Source organism: Rhodocytophaga rosea (assembly GCF_010119975.1).
Classification (GTDB): domain Bacteria; phylum Bacteroidota; class Bacteroidia; order Cytophagales; family 172606-1; genus Rhodocytophaga; species Rhodocytophaga rosea.
On the sequence record NZ_CP048222.1, the window covers coordinates 1,692,354 to 1,708,976 of the forward strand.

General features: G+C 40.7%; 20 protein-coding genes and 1 tRNA gene. 9 read left to right on the top strand and 12 right to left on the bottom strand.

Going from position 1 to position 16,623, the window contains the following annotated elements; translation table 11 throughout:
* Positions 1–471: 471 nt before the first annotated feature.
* From GXP67_RS07065 to GXP67_RS07085, 5 genes are all read right to left on the bottom strand, one after another.
* Positions 472–1,080 (bottom strand): IS630 family transposase, encoded by a 609-nt coding sequence (locus GXP67_RS07065; RefSeq protein ID WP_232064508.1) that lies wholly within the window; start codon positions 1,078–1,080, stop codon positions 472–474.
* A gap of 5 nt (positions 1,081–1,085) precedes the next feature.
* Positions 1,086–1,517: a helix-turn-helix domain-containing protein gene (locus tag GXP67_RS07070; RefSeq protein ID WP_162441276.1), complete on the bottom strand. Its 432-nt coding sequence runs from the start codon at positions 1,515–1,517 to the stop codon at positions 1,086–1,088.
* Between the two features lie 46 nt (positions 1,518–1,563).
* Positions 1,564–2,292 (bottom strand): hypothetical protein, encoded by a 729-nt coding sequence (locus GXP67_RS07075; protein WP_162442488.1) that lies wholly within the window; start codon positions 2,290–2,292, stop codon positions 1,564–1,566.
* 83 nt (positions 2,293–2,375) lie between these two features.
* Entirely contained in the window at positions 2,376–2,627 is a 252-nt protein-coding gene (locus tag GXP67_RS07080) for a hypothetical protein (protein ID WP_162442489.1), read from the bottom strand.
* Between the two features lie 275 nt (positions 2,628–2,902).
* Positions 2,903–2,976, bottom strand: a tRNA-Asp gene (locus tag GXP67_RS07085).
* A gap of 182 nt (positions 2,977–3,158) precedes the next feature.
* Here GXP67_RS07085 and hisA point away from each other — a divergent pair.
* The 4 genes from hisA (at position 3,159) to GXP67_RS07105 (ending at position 5,864) form a co-directional block, all read left to right on the top strand.
* Entirely contained in the window at positions 3,159–3,890 is a 732-nt protein-coding gene (gene hisA / locus GXP67_RS07090) for a 1-(5-phosphoribosyl)-5-[(5-phosphoribosylamino)methylideneamino]imidazole-4-carboxamide isomerase (RefSeq protein WP_162442490.1), read from the top strand.
* 91 nt (positions 3,891–3,981) lie between these two features.
* Positions 3,982–4,737: an imidazole glycerol phosphate synthase subunit HisF gene (hisF, locus tag GXP67_RS07095; RefSeq protein WP_162442491.1), complete on the top strand. Its 756-nt coding sequence runs from the start codon at positions 3,982–3,984 to the stop codon at positions 4,735–4,737.
* Positions 4,738–4,798: 61 nt separating this feature from the next.
* Positions 4,799–5,392 (top strand): bifunctional phosphoribosyl-AMP cyclohydrolase/phosphoribosyl-ATP diphosphatase HisIE, encoded by a 594-nt coding sequence (gene hisIE / locus GXP67_RS07100; protein ID WP_162442492.1) that lies wholly within the window; start codon positions 4,799–4,801, stop codon positions 5,390–5,392.
* Between the two features lie 139 nt (positions 5,393–5,531).
* Positions 5,532–5,864: a phage holin family protein gene (locus GXP67_RS07105; RefSeq protein ID WP_162442493.1), complete on the top strand. Its 333-nt coding sequence runs from the start codon at positions 5,532–5,534 to the stop codon at positions 5,862–5,864.
* A gap of 20 nt (positions 5,865–5,884) precedes the next feature.
* Here the strand turns inward: GXP67_RS07105 and GXP67_RS07110 are convergent, their stop codons facing one another.
* Positions 5,885–6,658, bottom strand: a complete 774-nt coding sequence (locus GXP67_RS07110) for an enoyl-CoA hydratase/isomerase family protein (RefSeq protein ID WP_162442494.1) — start codon at positions 6,656–6,658, stop codon at positions 5,885–5,887.
* Positions 6,659–6,837: 179 nt separating this feature from the next.
* On the bottom strand, positions 6,838–8,955 hold the full coding sequence (locus GXP67_RS07115) for a ComEC/Rec2 family competence protein (RefSeq protein ID WP_162442495.1): 2,118 nt from the start codon (positions 8,953–8,955) through the stop codon (positions 6,838–6,840).
* A 214-nt stretch (positions 8,956–9,169) separates the two neighbouring features.
* Here GXP67_RS07115 and GXP67_RS07120 point away from each other — a divergent pair, with 214 nt between their 5' ends.
* From GXP67_RS07120 to GXP67_RS07140, 5 genes are all read left to right on the top strand, one after another.
* On the top strand, positions 9,170–9,673 hold the full coding sequence (locus GXP67_RS07120) for a DUF6265 family protein (protein ID WP_162442496.1): 504 nt from the start codon (positions 9,170–9,172) through the stop codon (positions 9,671–9,673).
* A gap of 188 nt (positions 9,674–9,861) precedes the next feature.
* The gene (locus tag GXP67_RS07125; RefSeq protein ID WP_162442497.1) at positions 9,862–10,506 is read left to right on the top strand and encodes an NAD(P)-dependent oxidoreductase; all 645 of its coding nucleotides are present in this window, start codon (positions 9,862–9,864) and stop codon (positions 10,504–10,506) included.
* Positions 10,507–10,825: 319 nt separating this feature from the next.
* Positions 10,826–11,476 (top strand): hypothetical protein, encoded by a 651-nt coding sequence (locus GXP67_RS07130; protein ID WP_162442498.1) that lies wholly within the window; start codon positions 10,826–10,828, stop codon positions 11,474–11,476.
* 80 nt (positions 11,477–11,556) lie between these two features.
* Positions 11,557–12,636, top strand: coding sequence for a hypothetical protein (locus tag GXP67_RS07135; protein ID WP_162442499.1), 1,080 nt, complete (start codon positions 11,557–11,559; stop codon positions 12,634–12,636).
* Between the two features lie 69 nt (positions 12,637–12,705).
* Positions 12,706–12,987: a hypothetical protein gene (locus tag GXP67_RS07140; RefSeq protein ID WP_162442500.1), complete on the top strand. Its 282-nt coding sequence runs from the start codon at positions 12,706–12,708 to the stop codon at positions 12,985–12,987.
* 45 nt (positions 12,988–13,032) lie between these two features.
* Here GXP67_RS07140 and GXP67_RS36940 read toward each other — a convergent pair whose 3' ends face one another.
* The 5 genes from GXP67_RS36940 to GXP67_RS07150 form a co-directional block, all read right to left on the bottom strand.
* A complete protein-coding gene (locus tag GXP67_RS36940; protein ID WP_197901656.1) occupies positions 13,033–13,203 on the bottom strand; it encodes a hypothetical protein in 171 nt (56 codons plus the stop codon).
* Between the two features lie 31 nt (positions 13,204–13,234).
* Positions 13,235–13,453, bottom strand: coding sequence for a hypothetical protein (locus GXP67_RS38005; RefSeq protein WP_317170115.1), 219 nt, complete (start codon positions 13,451–13,453; stop codon positions 13,235–13,237).
* An 8-nt stretch (positions 13,454–13,461) separates the two neighbouring features.
* Positions 13,462–14,517 carry a purine-cytosine permease family protein gene (locus GXP67_RS07145; protein WP_317170116.1) on the bottom strand — a complete coding sequence of 352 codons (1,056 nt, stop codon included), beginning with the start codon at positions 14,515–14,517 and terminating at the stop codon, positions 13,462–13,464.
* Positions 14,478–14,615: a hypothetical protein gene (locus tag GXP67_RS38010; RefSeq protein ID WP_317170117.1), complete on the bottom strand. Its 138-nt coding sequence runs from the start codon at positions 14,613–14,615 to the stop codon at positions 14,478–14,480. The genes GXP67_RS07145 and GXP67_RS38010 overlap by 40 nt, the downstream gene beginning before the upstream one ends.
* 183 nt (positions 14,616–14,798) lie before the next feature.
* A complete protein-coding gene (locus tag GXP67_RS07150) occupies positions 14,799–16,223 on the bottom strand; it encodes an FGGY-family carbohydrate kinase (protein ID WP_162442501.1) in 1,425 nt (474 codons plus the stop codon).
* Positions 16,224–16,623 lie beyond the last annotated feature (400 nt).

The window sequence follows — 16,623 nt, forward strand, 5'->3', positions numbered from 1 at the left end:
CATAAATTGTAAGTAGGAATAAACAAAAAGTTGAAAATCTGCTCAGAAAAGGTGTATGTTCGAGTTCCGGAAAAGCACCAAAAAAGCCCTTAATTTGCAAAATTAAGGGCTTTTTTCATTTCTGCGGTCCGGACGGAACTTTATTTTACAAAGTTAACTCTTTAGCTATTAAATAGTTGCGGACTACACATAGTTAAGGAATAAACCTAGGCATAAACATTTTTCATTAAAATTAATTATCTGATTATCAGCAACTTGAAGCGAAAATTTATTCGTTATCAAACTATCAGTTTTTTCACAAAGGTTTCTTTAGCTGTTTCTATATGTAGAATATGGATACCAGCTTTTATATCTGATAGTGATAGTTCTCTTATTTGCCTGATTTATATAACTATTTGCGTTAGAGTAAAGAAATATAGAAGATAGACTTAGTGAAAGAAACATAGAAGTATTTTTATTGATGTTAAGTAATTAAACACAATTAAGTATAATATTTTCATCTACTTCAAGTTTTTTAAAATCAAGTTTAAAGTAAGTACCCAATCCTGAAAAGATGGTATAAAGTGCCTCCTTAAGCGCTTCTACAGACAGATAGTCTTCGGCTTTGAGCCAATGATATTTCACCTGCTTCCAAAATCGTTCGATCCTGTTAAGATGAGGACTATACTTAGGCAGCAAAAAGATGTATAATCCTTTCTGTTCCCATTCTTCTTTTTTGACTTCCCATAGGCCACATGTATGCCAGGAGGCGTTGTCTAAGACTATGACAGTAAACTTGGAAATAGATGTTGAGAAGGCCTCTACACATTCAATGATAAAGTCAGCGTTTAGACTCCCACTTTTCTGATAAGTAAGCAACTCATTATTTGTACTTAACAAGCCAAATACATTTATCCTTGTACTTCTTTGGGATAAAATAGGGGCGTGTTCGCCTTTTTTGATCCATCCATAAGGTACACAAGGGGTAAGGCAAAACCCTGATTCGTCTCCAAAATATAAATCTATACTGCCTGTCTGTGCCAAATAAAGCAAAGCATGTAATCGCTTGACTTTCTGCTCATATGCTTCTTTGTTTTGCAATGGCTTTATCCATTTACGGAAACGTTTCCATCGGTAGTCAATTTTTTTAAAAACCGCTTCAAGGTCATCTCACTCATAGCCGTGCCTAATTTAGCTTCTATCTCTCGCTTAGCTAATTTAAGTTGTTGTTTTTCTTTCTCTATGCTATTTTCCACTACTTCAACATGGGTAGCATTACTGGTAGTAAGGATGGGTTTTCTGCCTTTCCCTTTTTGGTTCTTTAACCCTACCACACCTGTTTTCTCAAAGCGATCAAACCACTTATAAATACTTAACTGACTTACTTGAAAAATGCTTGCTAACTTCTGTACTTGATAGCCTTGATTGGATAACAGTATACATTGGCAACGGTTACGTTCCTGATAACTTTTACTATCTTTATGAATCTTCTCTAAGTCTTGTTTTTGCTTGTCTGTAATCTTCTTGATATAACGCATAAGCAAAGATACAATTTGCCAAAATCTTATACTTAATTGTGTACTCTTACTTAATATATGTTTGAGTAGAAACTCCCTGATCAATAAAAGCATTCCAAGGAGAAGCTAATCCGGTAACTGGGTCCAATAAAGCCAAAAAATTACGTTGTGCTCCCCCAATCTGTGTAAATCTACCTCCTACAATTATGTTATTGTTTGCTGAAAGAATAGTTTTTACTTCATAATCTGCATTAGGGTTCCAATGCGTTATTTGTCCGGAGGTAATATCTATTGCTGCAATATTATTTCTTTGGGTATCTCCAATGGAAGAAAAACTTCCCCCTACATATAGGATATTATTTGAAAGTAATAAAGTATAAATAGGACTTTTAACTTTCGGATTCCATGATTTGTCTAAGCTATAATTCGGATTGATATGGACTAAGAATGCGAAATCAGCTGCATTGATTACCTTAAAACTACCACCCATAAACCATCCTCCTTTGCCATCAGAAATAATTGTATAAATTGTACCATTTACTTTTGGGAACTGCGCTTTTGCTAATCCAGTAGCTATATCTACAGGTACTCCAGAACCAGTTCTAGGACCTACATAGTCAAAGCTACCACCCAGATATATCGTATTATTTAAAGTGGCCATTGTATAAACACTTGCACTACTATTAATAGAGCCACTACTTACAACGGCCATAGTTGAATCAAGCACTTGAGCTCTAATAGTTAAAGAGAAGGATAATACTATAGCTAAAAAAACAGAGAATAGATTTTTTTTCATAAAAACTAATAGAATGGAACAATACTGTTTAATAAGTTCTATCAGTGGTTTGTAATTATTTGGCAATAACTCAGATAATCCTTTTAAAATAACACACTCACCGTACCTGAATAAGTAAAGCCGCTGTAGGATAGAAGTTCCCTGCCTGTTTCTGCATGGGCAATCCCTTCTCCAATATTGGCTCCTGAACCGATGCCAGTATAAAAAAGTGAAGAAAAAAAGGTAGAGAATTCAAGACGGACGATGTTGGAGGTGCTGTTGAAGTAAAGAATCTGAATTTGAGCAAAACAAGAGCAAGCAAAGAGATTTAAAAAGAGAAGTAGAAGTGTTTTCATAAGGTAAAGCAACCGGCTTGAAGTAGCATATAGTCAGCTTCAAGGGAAAAGGATGCAGACAGGCTAATATATTTATTTCTCACAGATTATTTTCTGTAATTTTTAGCATAAGCTTACTCAATTCCTGTCCTATTTGGGGATAATCAAATCAGCACAAATTATAGGTAGAGATAAACAAAAAGTGGGAAATCTGCTCAGAAAGGGGATATGTTCGAGTCCCGGAAAAACACCAAAAAAGCCCTTAATTTGCAAAATTAAGGGCTTTTTCATTTCTGCGGTCCGGACGGGACTCGAACCCGCGACCTCCGCCGTGACAGGGCGGCATTCTAACCAACTGAACTACCGGACCAACTCCTTTGGATTAAAGTGTTGCAAATGTAAGAGAATATTTTTATTTGATGCAATTTCCCTCCTGAATTTTTTTGTAATTTTTTAAGCTTCCGGCCTTTTTCCTGTGATTCCTCCGGATTTTACTCCTAATTTGCAGCGAATTCAAAGCCCATTCTCAAGCAATTACGGTTATTTCAATTCATGATCCAGATTATTCCTGCTATTGATATTATTAATGGAAAGTGTGTACGCCTGACACAAGGTGATTTTGCCCGTACTACTGAATACAATTCCCATCCGGTAGAAGTAGCCAAATCTTTTGAAGGTGCCGGACTTACCCGGCTGCATCTGGTAGACCTGGATGGAGCCAGGGAAAAAAAAGTAGTTAATTATAAAACACTCGAACAAATAGCAACTCAAACTTCCCTGTATATCGATTTTGGTGGTGGGCTACAGTCAGATAAAGATATTCATATTGCTTTCGATAATGGAGCCAAACAGATCACCGGGGGAAGTGTAGCCGTAAAAAACCGGGATTTGTTTGAAAGCTGGTTAGTCAAACATGGCGGCGATAGGATTATTCTGGGAGCTGATGCCAAAAATGAAAAAATTGCGATTCATGGCTGGAAAGATGTTACCGAACTTTCTGTATATGATTTTATTGGCGAGTATATAGGCAAAGGAGTAAAATATGCAATTAGTACAGATGTTGCCAAAGACGGACTATTACAAGGTCCTTCTTTTCCGCTGTATGGCTTTATTGACTATAAATTCCCAGGCCTGAACGTGATTGCCAGTGGCGGCATCAGCCAGATGGACGATATTCTGCGTTTGAATGAAATGGGGATTTTTGGTGTAATTGTGGGCAAAGCTATCTATGAAGGTAAAATTAAACTCCAGGAGCTCAGCAGGTTTATTGTTGAAAACAAATAAATAAGCTGTTCACACAGTAACTTTGTAAGTGCTGATTCCGATAACAGCACTTAATTTTCTACTGTTCTTTCTATTTATATACTCTGGTCCTATGCTTACAAAGCGTATTATTCCCTGCCTGGATATTAAAAACGGCAAAACAGTAAAAGGCATAAATTTTGAAAACCTCCGGGATGCCGGTGATCCGGTAGAACTGGCGCAATTGTATGCAGAGCAAGGCGCAGATGAACTGGTTTTTCTGGATATTACAGCTACGGTAGAAGACCGGAAAACGTTGATAGAACTCGTACGGAATGTAGCCCGTGCGCTGAATATTCCCTTTACCGTAGGCGGAGGTATTTCATCTGTTTCAGATGTATCCGCTTTGCTGCATGCCGGTGCAGATAAAATTTCGGTCAATTCGGCGGCGGTGCGGAATCCGGAACTGGTAAATAGGCTGGCACAGGAATTTGGCAGTCAATGTGTGGTAGTGGCAATTGATACACGTTTTGTCAATAACGAGCATATTGTGCATACACATGGCGGACGTAGACCTACCGACTTGCGTACCATTGCCTGGGCAAAGGAAGTGGAAGACCGGGGTGCCGGGGAGATTTTGCTTACATCTATGGATACGGATGGCACTAAAAATGGCTTTGCATTGGAATTAACGGCACAGATTTCCCAAACTTTACAAATTCCGATTGTGGCTTCGGGAGGTGCCGGAACCATGGAACATTTCACCGAAGTATTCATACAGGGAAAAGCGGATGCTGCCCTGGCGGCCAGTATTTTTCACTTTAAAGAAATTATGATTCCGGACCTGAAACATTACCTGCAGAAAAAAGGAATTATTGTTAGAAAATAGTTATAGTATTGGGTTATTTTTTCTTCAGCAGAATGAATTACCCCCTTTACATTTCTTATACATGAATATAGATTTTGAGAAAAATAACGGACTGGTACCTGCTATTATTCAGGATGCCTTTACAAACAAAGTGCTGATGCTCGGATATATGAATCCACAGGCATTAGAAAGAACCAGGAAAGAAGGAATCGTTACCTTTTTCAGCCGCTCTAAACAGCGATTATGGACCAAAGGAGAAACTTCCGGTAACTTTTTGAAAGTGAGCGAAATTACAGTAGATTGTGATGGAGATACTTTATTGATAAAGGCGAATCCGGCAGGGCCTGTTTGCCATACCGGAGCTGATACTTGCTTTAATGAAACCAATAAAAATAAGACGGCTTTCCTGGATCATCTGAAAAGTATCATCCACGACCGCCGCATTAATCCTGGTGAAAAATCCTATACTTCGTCTCTGTTTCAAAAGGGAATTAATAAGGTGGCCCAAAAGGTAGGGGAAGAAGCCGTAGAACTGGTGATTGAGGCAAAAGATACGAATGATGAGCTTTTTAAAGGCGAAGCGGCTGACTTGCTATTCCATTTTCTGGTATTGCTGGAGCAGAAAAACATAGACCTCGATCAGGTAATTGAAGTATTGCAAAGCCGGCATAAATAGAGGGAAGTAAACAGTCTTTGGTCTTTAGTAAAATTATGCTATGTAAATTGTTGCCTGCCCACTATGCACCAGTACATCTAAATCTAAGCTTGTTCGTATACAATATTCGTTCACTAAACCACTTAATATATACAAACTTATGGGCTTGCTTGCAAAAATTCTGATATCTGCTGTAGCTGTAATTATTAGTGCCTACCTGATTCCCGGCGTAGGCGTAGATAGTATCCTTACGGCCATCATTGTTGCCATTGTACTGGGTTTACTCAATGCAATTGTAAAGCCCATTTTGGTTATCCTTACCATTCCGGTTACGATTCTTACGCTCGGACTTTTTCTGCTTGTCATTAATGTAATCATTATCTATCTGGCAGACTACCTGGTTCCCGGCTTTAGCGTTTCTGGATTTTTTGCGGCATTATTTTTCAGTATTGTTCTGGCCATAGTTGGCTGGATCTTGGATTCTATTTTTTAAGTTATTTCCAGTTAGAATTTCTACCATTGAATTTCCTGTTTATTTAGGAAAGCAGCTATTCCTTTTTTACAATCTGCACTTTCCCTGGTTTCGGCATTCATTCTGGCAGCAAATCGTAAACCGTTAGTTAAGTCCATCGTCTGGATGTGAGCCATGAGTTTTTTGGTACTGCCCATAGATTGAGCAGAATTATTATGGCAGAGTTTTCTGGCGAATTCCTGCACCTTGAGGGATAATTCTGATTCTTCAGTTATATAATTTATCAAGCCATAAACTTGTGCCTGTTCCGCAGAAATCAGTTCGCCGGATAAGAGTAGTTCTCTGGCTTTCCCCTCCCCTATTTTGCGGATCAAAAATAAACTGACAATGGCTGGAATAAAACCGATTTTAACTTCTGTATACCCAAAATTAGCCTCTGGTACCGCAAACGAAAAATCACAAAGGGTAGCCAGACCGCAGCCACCGGCAATAGCATGTCCGTGAATCTGGGCAATTACTACTTTGTTGAGCATATATATCTGCTCAAATAAAGAAGCCAGCTGGGTAGAATCAGCTATATTTTCTTCAAAGGTATTTTGTTGCAATTGCTGTAAATACCCCAGGTCGGCACCGGCACAGAACACTTTTCCATTGGCTTTTAACACGATTATTTTTGCTGCCTCATCCAATGAAGCCCGTTTAAAGGATTCGCTCAATTGTGCTACCATTTCGCTATTTAACGCATTGCGCTTATCAGGCCGGTTTAAGGTGAGATAGGCAATTCTATCGTTTACTTCGTATTCTACTAAGGACATAAAATTGTTGAATTGTTGAATTGTTGAATTGTTGAATTGTTGAATTGTTGAATTGTTGAATTGTAATTTATTAATTCAATTCTTCTGTCATTACGGCCTTCTGTCACCTGGTAATTCTATCATTTCCTTGAATCCTGTTAATCCTTGAATCTGTGTAGTCCAGGTTCCAGACTATCCTCTCACTCTTTCAAAATAAATGCGCCGGAGTCAAATACTGAGTAACAAGGAATATGCAGGCTGTCGGCTTGCTTTTTCAGGCGTTCGGCAATGTATCGTTTATTAGACGCATCAATGATCAGGCGTTTGACAGAAGAATGAGAACGATTCAGATTCCGCAAAGCATTGTTCTGCACAATCAGGTAATCTGGAGGATATTTCTGAAAAACAGGAATGATATTCCGGACTGGTGCCTTGTTCAGGAAAAGAAAAGTTTTACCCTGCCACACCAGCCAGGTTCCTTCTTTGAAATTTCGGAGGGCTGGCTGTTCAGATTGTGTCTGATTCAGAGGCAAAAAAACAGTATGCTGTATACCTTTATCCCACCAGTAATTAGTAAAGCGGTATTGAATCGTAGTTTTAGCCTGCAATAATGCTGAATCCGCCAGAAAATAGCCCTTTCTTCCTTCCATGATACAAGCTGCAGTATGGTTATTTACAGAATAAATCAGTAGCTCTTTTTGCCTGTGCTGCCGGTAAATTTCTGCCATATTCACGGCAACCAGCAAGCAGATGATTCCAAAAACGGCATACCAGTATCTTAGCTGTTTGTAATGTAAAAACAGCAACACCAGCACAATCAGTACATATAATATAATCTCTTCCACCAGACTGATAGATATTCCCTGAATCAAAGCACCTGGAATTCTTTCGGTTACAAATACCGATTGATTGAGTGCCCATACAGTCCATTTAAGTAAAAAAGCAATAATGGCAGATACATAGGGAATCCAAAAGACGGCTAAAGTAAGTAACCCCAGGTATAATACGATGGTAGATAGAATAATAACCGGAATGTTGGCAAGCAGAAAATAGGTAGGAAACTGGTGAAAATAATATAAGCTCATTGGCACGGTGGCAACCTGCGCCGCTATACTCACACAGGTAATGCCCCATACCCAGTTGGCAGGCTGGTTATTAAAATTCAGCAGATAATACAACTTGGAAAACAGATACACAATGCCGAGCACGGCCGCATACGAAAGCTGAAAACCCACCTCCAACAAAAAATAAGGGTTAATCACCAGCAACACAAAGGCAGAAATAGCCAGGCTGTTGTAAATACTTCGTTGCCGGTTAGCCGCTTTGGCAATCACCACCAGCGTAAACATTACGACAGCCCGCAAAACAGAAGGCGAAAAACCGGTAATTACGGCATATAGCCACAATAAGCTGAGTATCACACCAGCAAAAATCCAGTTCCCATACCTGAAGGTCTTCAGTTTACCCAGCAATAAAGAGAGTATCTCAAATACAATCACCACATGGGCACCGGAAACAGCCAGTACATGCATGGCTCCGGCACTGGCATAGGCTTGTTTAAGTTCATTATCCAGTCCGTTCCGGATACCCAGAATAAGTCCGCTCGCAATGGCATATTCCCTATCAGAAGGAATCAGAGCCCGGAAAATACTGTCGGCCTGCTGACGGAGGCGGAAGGAAAAAGCGAAAACAAGATTGGGTGGATGATAGCCATATACTGCATACGCTGCTGGTTTTACAAAATGCTGCAGATAGATCTGCTGGTTTTCCAGGTATTTTCTGTAATCAAATTCGCCCGGATTAGCTGGCGGAAGTATTGGCTGGGGGGCTCCTTTGATGAGTACCTGGCTTCCATATACAGGTTTTTTGTCTTGTTTGCCCAGGTATACTAAAATTTTCCCGGAAGCTGGCTGCCCCTGGCCTTGCCTGTAAATGCGGTCCACCTGCATTTCAGATTTATAGTTTTTAGGCCGCTGCTGCACTTCAGAAACGAGCGTTCCACTATAATAAGTAAAAGCTGAATCCTGATAAATAATATGATTAGGCTGTGAATACCCGGTAACCTGATACGTTCGCAGATACCCGAAAAGCACGGTGAGTACTAAGGCTAATAGGCCAAAAACAGGCCTTAGTAACCTGCCTTTCCATAGCGTGCGGATGAGCAAATATACCAGCCAGTACAAAAGCAGGCATCCGCCAAACGCGAAAAACAGAAGATGATAAGTTTGTGCAGCAACCGGCAGATAGATACCCAGCAGAACCCCGGTGATCAGGTAAATAGTAAGCCTGACAAACACGTAGGGTGTCCATTTGATCATAAGCGGCTGGCTGTTTGAAACTTAATTTTACTGGTGAATAAATGTATAGAAAAGCTGGCTTTCGTACCAGAAAATAAATAGGTTTAGCTGCAATTTTTCTTTCGGGAATCTTAAAAATGCAGGACAGAAGCTTGAGTACGCTTCAAATGCCTTTTATTCAACCTATTTGCCGGGAAACTATCATTGTACACCAAATTTATTATTCGATTACCCTATGAAACGATTCTCTTTGTTTTTCTTTCTGACTGTACTTACCGCCCTGTTATCCGATGTTTTTGCCCAGACCGCACAAAAAACTGGTTCGCTCGCTGATATTAGTTTTATTAAGGGGCACTGGAAGGCAAACCGCGAAGGAACCACTATCGAAGCAGACTGGACTGCCCCGGAAGGAGACAATATTGTAGGCTACATGCGCATGATGAAAGACAATAAAGCCACTTTATATGAATTATTCGCATTCGAACAAACCCCGCAAGGCTTAATCGTACTGGTCAAACATTTTAAACCCGGCATGATCGGCGTAGAAGAAAAAGAGAAATCGGATCGCTATCATTTTATAGAAGCCAGCCAAGGCCGTATGATTGTAGAAAAACAAGGCGAACCCACCAGAATATTGTACGAAAAACGAGGGGAAGATCAGTTTGTGATCGCTGTAGGCAAACAACAGGATAGCAAATGGGAATTCAAGGATCTGTTTGTGTTTAACCGCATGAAATAAAAATGCCAGTTTACTGTTACGAACTCGTTTTCTGCTTTTCATTTCCTGAAAAAACGGATATATTTACTGCATTAAAATCTCTTTATAACATATTGATTGTCTGAAGCTCAATTGCTCCAGTAACCTTCGGTTCCTTGGATAAGGAATGCGAAGTAAAATAGTATTATCAATTTTTATAAAGAACAAACATGCAACAGATACATACCGTCGCTGTAATAGGCGGCACCGGAAAATCAGGCAAATACCTGGTTTCCCATCTTTCGAATCAGGGTCTTCATCTCAAAATCCTGGTCAGAAATCCCCAAAAAATAAATATCCAGAATTCTTTAGCTCAAATTATCATAGGCGATGTCCGGAATTATGCGGACGTTAAATCATTGATGACCGGTTGTCAGGCTGTAATCAGCACATTGGGATTAGGTTTGCCCCCCAGTGAGCCTACTATATTCAGCATGTCTACCAGTCATATTATCCGGGCCATGCATGAGTGTGAGGTGCGGCGCTATATTGTAACGACCGGGCTGAATGTAGATACGCCGCTTGATAAAAAAAGCGAAAAAGTAAAAGCAGCTACTGCCTGGATGTATGCCAACTACCCCAAATCCACCACCGACAAACAGGAAGAATACCGCATATTATCGGAAAGTAATATAGACTGGACGATGGTTCGGCTTCCGTTGATTGAACAAACAGAGGAACGCAGGAAAGTAAGTATCAGCCTGGAAGATTGCCCTAGTGATAAAATAAGTGCTACGGATCTGGCGTATTTTCTTGCCGAGCAATTAGCTGACAACATGTATATCAGGAAAGCTCCTTTTATTTCAAACGATTAGCTATTCGCAATGGGACCTGCTTGGGTCCCATTGTCTTTTACTATTTATAAATTCTACATTCCCGGAAGCACTTCTACAGATTTACCCTCTATTTTGCAAATGCCTCATTTCTGCCATTTACAGGCTACTTTTTCTGTTTGTTTACCTCTTGTATACCCTTCATTTAACCTTTTGTTTACCCTAAAAATTTGAGTAACGGCAGAATCCGGCTTTACTTTGTACCCATCAACAGCGGAATAGTTCTGCCTGGCTTACTAACAAAAAATACAACTATAACATAATTTCCACAATCAACTACAAGTAATACACTAAACTAATTATGAACGCCCACACCCAACTTTCAGTTAATCCTATCCGGGAAACACTTTTTGGAGACATGCCTATTAATTCCTGGGGAAATAATATATCTGCTAATGAACCCTGGACATTATTCGCAAAAGCCAGAACCGAAATGGAAAAAGATAATAAACAGGTGGCAGCCAGTATCCTGCAGCAAATCATTCAGATGCCGGCACTAGAGTCCAGGCACTATCTGCAGGCACACCATTTTATGCACCAGCTGGGTTACCGGATGGATCAGGAAAAACAGTTGCTGGGTGTAGTGGTGGAAGTAGCCATGCCAGAAGGGCTGGATCTGTTAGCCGCTTACAGCGACTATACGGCCCGCTATTATAATTACTCGGGTGCTGGTATCGTATGGGAAAGTCCTAATGAATCGATTAATCAGGAAATTTCGCAGGTATTACAAGCCGGTCAGGTAATTATGCACCGGATTGGCCCCTGGGAAGGCGAAAGGCTGGGTGCGCCCAAAACAGGTTATGGCAGAATTAATCTGCTCACCACTGAGGGGCTACATTTTGGCGAAGGACCTATGAATGTACTCATGAATGATACTTTAGGTGGATCTATGCTCAAAGCCGCTATAGCCCTGATGAGCCGGTTAATCGATATGACTGAAGTAAAAAAATAAACTATTCCTGCTTACTAGTGCTGATTTCTGAAGGAATAAAATATATAATTCAACAAACAACCCTACCATACATAACCCCCATGCTCGGATACATTTTCCTTTTCATTACCGCTCTTTTCTACGTTGGTCTTGCTATGCTTACTTCCTCCAGGCCCTCCATGGCAGGAGATGCCGGAATGGGGTATGGGCTTGTTCTGGTTTTACTGGGAATTGGGTTTGCTGTAAACAGTCTGATTCTTACCCTTGTTATCACCGCCAGAGGAGGATTCAACTGGATTTTCCACGATACAAGCCTGCGTACGGCAATTGTACTTTTGTTTTGGTTATTTATTTCAATAACTATCTTTTCTTGTGCCGTATTTAAATGGGAATGGCATACTGATACTACGTATCCGCAATTTTTGCACTGGCTAGCCATAGGGCATGGCCAGTTGTGGATACCGCTACTATGGCTAACGGTTTGTTTTTTCTCGCTAAATACCGGCTTGCAATCAACGGTTCCGGCCAGTACATTCAAAATACCTTTCTGGGTGGGTTTTAGTATTTGTACGGTGTTTAGCGGAGGCTTACTGGTAGGGTATCTGCGTGATTCTGCCAAAGCACAAGCGGCTGAGATAGCCAGCCGTATGGAGCAGGAAGACCGCTGGCATCAGGAAAATCTGAACCAGATTGCCGCATACAAACCTGAAGATCCGCTGATTAATATACTGGGTTTTTCTGGCCGGTATCAGCCGGAAGATATCAAGAAGGCAGCGCTTGCTAAAATAAAAGCCCATCCGGATTGGGAAACAAAGTTACTGGAACTACTTAAGAATGAATATTATTACCGGGAAGTGTATACCTTTCTGGATGGTAACATGGTTGATCATCCCGAACAGTTTGCAGAACCCCTTAATCAAAATATTGTTTGGATGGCTACATCCATCAAGGATGATATAAAAAACAGTAATAACCTGCAACACTGGAGTTTCGACAACTATAATATAGAAAGATTGTTGAGAGCCATTGACGATCAGTTTATGAATAAAGGGGTTGATTTTTATCCAACAGTGGTAAAACTCAGCCAGGCATTAAAAACCACCCCGCCCGAACAGTTTAAAGGCGTTCACTTTACAGTAGCTGATGTTGTAGAAAGCTGGCTCAAGAGGCATAAGAAATAGTAATCTGGCTAATTGTACAATAAGAATTCTAACACAACATCTTCCCAACAACTGGAAAGGTTTAGTTTTATGCCTCTTTTAGTTAAAATTGTATTTTTTATTCCGCTCCTCATCAATGGCCTCATTGCGTTGTTTTATTGGGGAGCCACTCTATTTTCGTTAATAAAACCGCCCAGTGCATACTATACCACCAGAGATGGATTCATTTTTATTACAGGATATACAGTCATTTTAGCCTTGCTTGCCTGGGCATATCATCTGGCCATTGTACAGCATAAAACAGTATCTGGTTTTAGGGATATCTTTTCTGGCATGGCTGATACTCATTATCGTTGGGGTACTTTTTTCTGAAGTAAAAACCTGGCGGTAACAGGAAGCTATCATTTGTGCAGGTTATTAGCTTTTCCGGCTCATCCAGAAAGGAGCCGGAACAAACCAGAGTAAGGTACCAGCCAGCATCAGATTTTTATGCATATTTAAATCAATGTTTCCCGCAAATACCAGAAAGGCAGGAACAAGGGTAAGTACCAGGCCAATGAAAGATATAAGTTTGAGCAGCAATTTCATGGAAGATAGAATGAGGGTTGTAAATTAAATATCAGGCGGTGAGTACTTGCCGTTGCTTTTGCAGGTATTTACTGGTACCCATATATAACAAGGCAGCAATAAACCAGCCTGGCAAGCCCAGGAAAAATATCTCCATACCAAACAGTTGATTCAACACCAGGCATAAACCCAGGGTAAATATCCAGGTAATAAAAGCTGGCAAGCTGAAAGAAGTATTTGTTTTTTCGGCATAATTACTCTGCAAACCCATTTTAGGGATCAGATAGAAATCAATAAAAATAATAGCCCCATCGGCATCAGGATCAGGCCGTATAAAGCTACAAAATCAAGTAATTTCATCACCAGGGCCGGAAAACAAGCCGCAATGGTGGTAATTAATCCGGTAACCAGTGTTACCTTCCAGCGGCGGAATTGGGGAGCAATGGCCTGAAAAGCCAGACCTGCCCGGTAGATCGTAGGATTGGCTGTAGTCCAGCCGGCAATGATCACGCAAAGCGCTCCGGCAATCCCAGCACTTTGATAGGCAATTACGCCAGGAGCAATACTTCCAGCAGCAGCGGCACACAAAATACCAGAAGCAATCCAGGCCACATAATGGCCCATAAACATCCCTCCTGCCGAAGCAAAACCAGCCTTCCAGCTTCTGGCATACCGGAAAATCGACAAGTCGGCCATACCCAGGTGCATGGCCATATTGGCAAACCAGGCAAAAAACATCACATGCCAGAAAGTAAATTTACTTTGTCCTTCTATGGGAATGCCAGTCCAGATTTTGGTCTGCGCTACCGTCCAGAAGTCTGAAAATGAATGCACGCCCAGTTGAGGCAAAACAGCTACTGCCGCTGCCACAAAGACTAAGATCATCCAGGGTGCACAAATATTGGCAAAATAGGAAACCTGCTCATAGCCCAGAATAGCTACTACCGTAATGACAAGTCCTACTGCAAACACAGTAATGATCCAGCCTATACTCGTAGGTAGCCAGTCACCAAGCCCTGGCATCGGAATATCGAATGGAATACCAACGGCTGTAGCTGACACGGCAATCATAGAACCGGCCAGAAAGCAGAACATGAGTGCATTCACAAAATTGTAGATAGATACCAGCCGCTTACCGCAGATTTTTTCCAGTTGATGGTATAAAGTATAACGGAGTTTTACGGCAATGGGCGCACAAACAAAGGCCCAGCTCAATACGGCCAGGGCATTTCCAAAAAATAAGCCCAGAAACAAATCAGCTGCGCTTACCCCATGTACGACAAACAAAGGCCCGATCACAAATTCGGTACCTGCCGTATGTTCGCCGGCAAACATCCCCAGAAACTTCCATTACTTTTCAGTGTATGGTCTGGCACCCGTTCGTGCTCATATTCATTGATCTGGTCGAGTTGTTCTACAAGGGTCTTCTTCATCAGGTTCAGGTGAAATAAGGGTGTAAAAATTAAGCCAATGCCTTAGTATATTGGCGGAGGTAAAAGCTATAGTTAAATAGTATGGTTATACAATCTCTTCGGGTCATTTAGAGAAAAAGTACTTCTCTGCACTATTTTCAGTATATATCAGAAGCATAATAAGCTGGTGTAAATGTTAAAGCCTTAGACCAGCTCATACTGCATCATAGCAATATCCCGTTCGGGCGCAAACAGATTCAACTCAAAAAGTTTCCCGGTTTCATCTGTATTCCATGATTTGTGCATAACCAGTGCGGCCCCCAGAGCACTTACATTACTTAAAGAAGCAGTGTACACCTCAATACCTGGAAAACGGCTGGCAAGCAGTTTTATAAAAATAAGATGATCACAAAAACTTCCGCTGATACATATTTTGCGTACCGGCGATGCACCTATAGCAGTTTCAATGGCCATAGCCTGCATCGTAACAAGATCTATATTTAACTGGTGATATGCCTCTTCGTACGAACTGAATAAAGATAAATCTACGGCTTTGTGTTTGTTATAACTCAGATAGCCATCTACCTGCATGGTTTCCGGCAGAAATTTTTTCCGGGTATTGTTTTCCAGTAACAATTTTTGAACAAGCGTTTTATCAAACTTCACTGCCTTGTGATACCTGGCCTCTTTGGCAAAATACCTGGCGATCTTCTTCTCATAATGACTATGTTCGTTGCCCAGAAACAATCTGGCTGCCTTTACCGGCCTTCCCTGCGGACTTATGTAGGTCAGGCAATCTTTATTTAATTCATCTGCTGAAAGAGGTTCTTCATTAAAAGGATTCAAAGTAATGCTCCAGGTATCGGTAGAAAGCAGTAAAAATGGCTCTTTCATCTGCATCAGGTAAGGAAGCAATGCAGCAGAAGTGTCGTGAATGCCAGCCCCGGCTAAAAATTTATACTTTCCCAGTGGAATGTCGAGTTTACTGTCTGTATGGGTTACAGGTGGAAAATGTTTCGACAGGTTCTCCTGGAAAACCCAGGTATGGTAATCCTTCTTCCTGAAATTCCATAGGGCGGTATGGCAACCAATGCTGGTCATTTCAGAAAAAGATTTATTAGTAATCACATAACTACAATACTGAGGCAGATGCAGGCAGCATTTTACCTTTTTGAACAGTTCGGGCTTGCGGTGTTTCAGCCAGTACAATTGTAATCCTGAATTCAACATGCCTAAGGGCGGAGAAGCTGTTTGCAAGGCAATCGTTTCCTGGCTTCCGTATTTACTGTAAAACTCATCGAGCAGGTCTTCCGGATAATCTTTCAGATAGGAATAGAGCGGAGTAGCTGGTATGCCTCGTTTATCCAGGTGCACAAAGCTGGCACCATAGGCCGAAAAGTTCAGGGCTCTGACATGAAAACGCTCATCGAATAGCACATCATCCATTGTCCCTTTCATCCAGGCAGTCAGCTCAGCCAGGTTTTCGCAAGGTTCGCCATCGTCGTCTTTCTGCTCTTCAAATTGTATATTACTCTCATACACAACTTCATATTTCCTGTCGAATAACAAGAATTTTTTATTGGTCTTCCCAATATCAAACACAGCAACAACAGGTATTCCGGCGGTCATAGGGCTAATTGCTGATTATGCTAAAGAATCGGTTATGGTCTGCGATTGAATTAACTTACTCCTATTTGCTGATTTGTAAGGCAATAATGGATTTCAAGCCTTTTTCCCAATAGTATAAACTGCATTGAATATATCCTCTCAATAATTTTTATGCCCATTAAAACGGAGAATGAATTGCCACCTTTTAAGGGTAAATAATTTCTCGTTACAAGACTGGAGGATGCTTTTATGCAGTATCATGGCTTATCAAGTTATACAGAAATTGCGGTTGCTGCAAGAAATATTGCCGATATTAATAATAAAAATTCAATTTTGTAGAAGAATAGTAATATTTAAATTGAGGTAAATAATCTATTAATAGAATCTCGCGAGGTTAAAAAACAGGGGAAGATTCAACAAA

What these genes read in the sequence shown, in the direction of transcription:
- GXP67_RS07070 (WP_162441276.1), bottom strand. Translation starts at nt 1,517, where the DNA reads ATGCGTTATATCAAGAAGATTACAGACAAGCAAAAACAAGACTTAGAG.
- GXP67_RS07075 (WP_162442488.1), bottom strand. Translation starts at nt 2,292, where the DNA reads ATGAAAAAAAATCTATTCTCTGTTTTTTTAGCTATAGTATTATCCTTC.
- GXP67_RS07080 (WP_162442489.1), bottom strand. Translation starts at nt 2,627, where the DNA reads ATGAAAACACTTCTACTTCTCTTTTTAAATCTCTTTGCTTGCTCTTGT.
- hisA (WP_162442490.1), top strand. Translation starts at nt 3,159, where the DNA reads ATGATCCAGATTATTCCTGCTATTGATATTATTAATGGAAAGTGTGTA.
- hisF (WP_162442491.1), top strand. Translation starts at nt 3,982, where the DNA reads ATGCTTACAAAGCGTATTATTCCCTGCCTGGATATTAAAAACGGCAAA.
- hisIE (WP_162442492.1), top strand. Translation starts at nt 4,799, where the DNA reads ATGAATATAGATTTTGAGAAAAATAACGGACTGGTACCTGCTATTATT.
- GXP67_RS07105 (WP_162442493.1), top strand. Translation starts at nt 5,532, where the DNA reads ATGGGCTTGCTTGCAAAAATTCTGATATCTGCTGTAGCTGTAATTATT.
- GXP67_RS07110 (WP_162442494.1), bottom strand. Translation starts at nt 6,658, where the DNA reads ATGTCCTTAGTAGAATACGAAGTAAACGATAGAATTGCCTATCTCACC.
- GXP67_RS07115 (WP_162442495.1), bottom strand. Translation starts at nt 8,955, where the DNA reads ATGATCAAATGGACACCCTACGTGTTTGTCAGGCTTACTATTTACCTG.
- GXP67_RS07120 (WP_162442496.1), top strand. Translation starts at nt 9,170, where the DNA reads ATGAAACGATTCTCTTTGTTTTTCTTTCTGACTGTACTTACCGCCCTG.
- GXP67_RS07125 (WP_162442497.1), top strand. Translation starts at nt 9,862, where the DNA reads ATGCAACAGATACATACCGTCGCTGTAATAGGCGGCACCGGAAAATCA.
- GXP67_RS07130 (WP_162442498.1), top strand. Translation starts at nt 10,826, where the DNA reads ATGAACGCCCACACCCAACTTTCAGTTAATCCTATCCGGGAAACACTT.
- GXP67_RS07135 (WP_162442499.1), top strand. Translation starts at nt 11,557, where the DNA reads ATGCTCGGATACATTTTCCTTTTCATTACCGCTCTTTTCTACGTTGGT.
- GXP67_RS07140 (WP_162442500.1), top strand. Translation starts at nt 12,706, where the DNA reads ATGCCTCTTTTAGTTAAAATTGTATTTTTTATTCCGCTCCTCATCAAT.
- GXP67_RS36940 (WP_197901656.1), bottom strand. Translation starts at nt 13,203, where the DNA reads ATGAAATTGCTGCTCAAACTTATATCTTTCATTGGCCTGGTACTTACC.
- GXP67_RS38005 (WP_317170115.1), bottom strand. Translation starts at nt 13,453, where the DNA reads ATGGGTTTGCAGAGTAATTATGCCGAAAAAACAAATACTTCTTTCAGC.
- GXP67_RS07145 (WP_317170116.1), bottom strand. Translation starts at nt 14,517, where the DNA reads ATGTTTGCCGGCGAACATACGGCAGGTACCGAATTTGTGATCGGGCCT.
- GXP67_RS38010 (WP_317170117.1), bottom strand. Translation starts at nt 14,615, where the DNA reads ATGAAGAAGACCCTTGTAGAACAACTCGACCAGATCAATGAATATGAG.
- GXP67_RS07150 (WP_162442501.1), bottom strand. Translation starts at nt 16,223, where the DNA reads ATGACCGCCGGAATACCTGTTGTTGCTGTGTTTGATATTGGGAAGACC.